Raw genomic sequence first — 3,436 nt, forward strand, 5'->3', positions numbered from 1 at the left:
CGATGATCGAGTTCACCGGTGCTGCTCCGGTGCCGGTGCCGATGCGCGAGGAGAATGGCTTTGCGTTCTCGGCGCAGGAGACGCTGGCGCTGATCACGCCGAAGACCAGGCTGCTGATCCTAAACTCGCCGGCCAACCCGACCGGCGGGGTTACCCCCCGCGCCGAGATCGAGAAGCTGGTCAAAGGACTGGAAGCACACCCGGACATCGCCATCCTTTCGGACGAGATCTACGACGTGATGACCTATGACGGCGAGACGCATTGCTCCCTGCTGAATTTCCCTGAAATCCGCGACCGGCTGATCGTGCTCAACGGCTGGTCGAAGACCTGGGCGATGACCGGCTGGCGCATGGGCTGGTCGATCTGGCCGAACGGCGACAAGGGCGCCCACCTCTACGACAAGGTGCGCAAGCTGGCAGTCAATTGCTGGTCCTGCGTCAATGCCCCGAGCCAATATGCCGGCATCGCCGCCATCGACGGTCCGCAGGACGACGTCGACAAGATGATGCGCGCCTTCGACCGCCGCAGGAAGGTCGTGGTCGAAGGGCTGAACGCCTTATCAGGCGTTTCCTGCATCACACCGAAGGGCGCGTTCTATGCCTTCCCCAACGTCTCAAAAACTGGCTGGAAGGCCAAGAAGCTGGCGTCTGCCTTGCTTGAGGATGCCGGCGTGGCGCTGATTGGCGGACCTGATTTCGGCATTCTCGGCGAAGGCTATATCAGGCTGTCCTACGCCAATTCCGAAGAGAACATCCTGCGCGCGCTGGAGCGGATCGAGGCATTTCTGGGCAAGTGAGGACAAAACGTATGACCGCGAAAATCGAAATCGATTTTCGCTGGAGATCATGCGCCAAATCACGGTGCTATAGCGTCCTTTGCGTGTCCAAGAGGATGCGCGGCGCTATAGAGAACGGCGAGACACTGCATGACCATTGGCCCGCTGCCAAGCCGGCACCCGAAAAATCGGCTACAACGCTTCAGCGTTCACGCTTCAGCCCTGGCGGGCGGGCACGCGCACAACCAGGCCGTCGAGAGCGTCGCGCACCTTGATCTGACAGGAGAGCCGTGAGTTCGGCTGGACATCGTAGGCGAAGTCCAGCATGTCCTCTTCCATCGCTTCCGGCTCACCGACTTCCGCCGTCCATGCCTCGTCGACATAGACGTGGCAGGTCGCGCAGGCGCAGGCGCCACCGCACTCGGCCTCGATCCCCGGCACGGCGTTGCGGATCGCGTTCTCCATGACGGTCGAGCCGTTTTCGGCATCCACGTCAAAATGTGTGCCGTCATGGGCGATGAAGGTCAGCTTGGTCATTTGTCACCTGAAGGGAGTTCCAGCCGAGATAATCACTCCAGCAGACAAGTCAACTGCCGCGCGAAAGCGGCGCTCTATGCCGTTTTTTTCGGAAATCGGTTTAACGGCTGATGGCGGCGACGAAATCGCGGACTTCTTCGATCAGGGCGCCAAGCCGCTTGAGGGTATTGGTATCTTCAGGTTGAAGTTCGATCGCGCTGGCGCAATCGGCAATAGCGAAGGCGCCGACGCCGCGCGCCGAACCTTTCAGCCCGTGCGCAAGAAGCAGTCTTTGCCCCACATCGGCGTCGACGATCCTGTCGCGAACGGACAGCGCCTGCTGCACGAACAGCGCCAGCACCTCCTGTTCGAGGTTGCGGTCGCCCATCGTCTGACGCGCCAAATGCGCCAAGTCCACCGGCCGCGACCCGGCCGCCGTTCCCGATACGTCGCCGCCGGGCATCGAGAAGGCAATGCCGTTTTCGCCACGCATGATTCTGCAACTCCGTTCATCCAGCCGCAAAAACTAGGCCCATCCTGTGGATGACGGGTTAATGATTGGCCCGGAAAAATGTTGCGATAACGGCGCCGGAATCACAGTTTTGTTAACCTTATATTTAAAGTTTTACGTATCGCGCCGAATGCATGTTTTCTTTACCCCGGTGTGTCATTACGATACGACAGGTCCATTTTCAGCCTCTTGCGTGGGACACGACAAGCAGAATCAATAAGTCCCGCGGCAGCTTGTACAGGGTAGCGAAGGCATGGCGAAGAAAACAACGACGAGAACGCTCGACAACGACGTAGCCAGGGAACTCGAAAAAGCACTTGAAATCGATCTGAGCGGCGATGCCGGCGGCGACCTCGACATCGCAGCGTCGATGGAAGATCTGGAAGCGCAGATATCGCAGGCTGCCGACGAGTTGGCACGCGAAGGCCGTAACCAGAATGCCGAGCCTGTCGCCAGCCAGAGCGAGAATGCCGAGCCCGTCGCCAGCCAGAGCCAGAAGACGGAGCCTGCCGCCAACCAGGACCAAAAAGCCCAGGACCAGAAAACAATACCCGCGGCAAAGGCTGAACTGCGCCCTGTGGAAACGCGCAATGGCACGCAGCCGGCCGGCTTCACGCCGGCCAATGACCCTCGTCAAAAAGATTACAAAACGCTGCTGCATACCCTCAATCGGCGTGCCTCGAACACGATCTACTGGGTCGTGGCGCTCGTTTCGCTTGCCTGGATCGCGGGCGCCGGTGCATTGGCCAACTTGCTGTTTGGGCCAGGCATTTGGCAAATCCGCACGCCCGGCCAGTTTTTCGCCCGTCCCGAACTGATCGGCCTGGCGATCGCTGCGATCCTGCCCGTGCTGCTGTTTTGGGCGTTTGCAGCCATGATTCGCCGCGCGCAGGAGATGCGCATCGCGGCTCAGTCGATGACGGAAGTGGCCTTCCGCCTGACCGAGCCGGAAAACATTGCCCAGGATCGCGTGATGATGATCGGGCAAGCCGTCCGCCGCGAGGTGGCGGCCATGGGTGAAGGCATTGAGCGCACGCTTGCGCGTGCCGTCGAGCTCGAAACCCTGGTCCACAGCGAGGTGAACCAGATCGAACGCTCCTACTCGGAGAATGAATCCCGCATCCGCTCGCTTGTCGACGGGCTGGGCAGCGAGCGCGAAGCGGTGGTCACCCACGCCGAACGCGTGCGCGCCTCGATCACCGGCGCGCATGAGACGCTGAAGGACGAAATCGGGGCGGCCAGCGACATCATTCGCGACAGCATTCTCAACGCCTCGACCAACCTGTCGATGACCATAACCAATTCCGGCGACACCCTGATCGACAGGATCAACCAAAGCTCGTTGTCGATCTTCGATTCGGTGGAAGGCCGGCTCGAATCGATCACGGACCGGCTGTCGACCTCCGGCGAAGCCTTCGCCAGCCTTCTCGATACGCGCATCGCCAAGCTGACGGACACGACCGACGGCCTCACCCGGTCGCTGACCGACCTGCTCGACGATCGGACCTCCGGCATGGTGTCGTTGCTCGGCGGCGCCGCGCGTACGCTCAACTCCGAATTTGAAGCCAGCCTTGACGGCATCGAGCGGACGCTGGCCGAACGCGGCCAGGCGCTGATTAGTGAATTTCAGACC

The 3,436-nt window shown here is 60.9% G+C and carries 3 protein-coding genes and 1 pseudogene; 2 read left to right on the forward strand and 2 right to left on the reverse strand.

Annotated elements, in window-relative coordinates:
- On the forward strand, nt 1-797 hold a 797-nt coding region (locus tag EOA85_RS30590; protein ID WP_127212221.1), incomplete at its 5' end, for an aminotransferase class I/II-fold pyridoxal phosphate-dependent enzyme.
- A gap of 195 nt (nt 798-992) precedes the next feature.
- On the opposite strand, the gene EOA85_RS30595 is transcribed toward EOA85_RS30590, so the two are convergent.
- Together EOA85_RS30595 and EOA85_RS30600 are read right to left on the reverse strand one after the other, a co-directional pair.
- Nucleotides 993-1,313 carry a 2Fe-2S iron-sulfur cluster-binding protein gene (locus EOA85_RS30595; RefSeq protein ID WP_006334837.1) on the reverse strand — a complete coding sequence of 107 codons (321 nt, stop codon included), beginning with the start codon at nt 1,311-1,313 and terminating at the stop codon, nt 993-995.
- Nucleotides 1,314-1,413: 100 nt separating this feature from the next.
- Entirely contained in the window at nt 1,414-1,785 is a 372-nt protein-coding gene (locus EOA85_RS30600) for an Hpt domain-containing protein (RefSeq protein ID WP_065009519.1), read from the reverse strand.
- A gap of 271 nt (nt 1,786-2,056) precedes the next feature.
- On the opposite strand from EOA85_RS30600, the pseudogene EOA85_RS30605 reads away from it, so the two are divergent.
- Nucleotides 2,057-3,436 (forward strand): annotated as a pseudogene (locus EOA85_RS30605) (DUF805 domain-containing protein); the annotation flags it as partial.

Source organism: Mesorhizobium sp. M5C.F.Ca.IN.020.29.1.1 (assembly GCF_003997375.1).
Lineage (GTDB): Bacteria > Pseudomonadota > Alphaproteobacteria > Rhizobiales > Rhizobiaceae > Mesorhizobium > Mesorhizobium wenxiniae.

Bases quoted from the DNA above. Each gene is read 5' to 3' on its own strand.
- EOA85_RS30595 (WP_006334837.1), bottom strand. From the start codon at position 1,313: ATGACCAAGCTGACCTTCATCGCCCATGACGGCACACATTTTGACGTG.
- EOA85_RS30600 (WP_065009519.1), bottom strand. From the start codon at position 1,785: ATGCGTGGCGAAAACGGCATTGCCTTCTCGATGCCCGGCGGCGACGTA.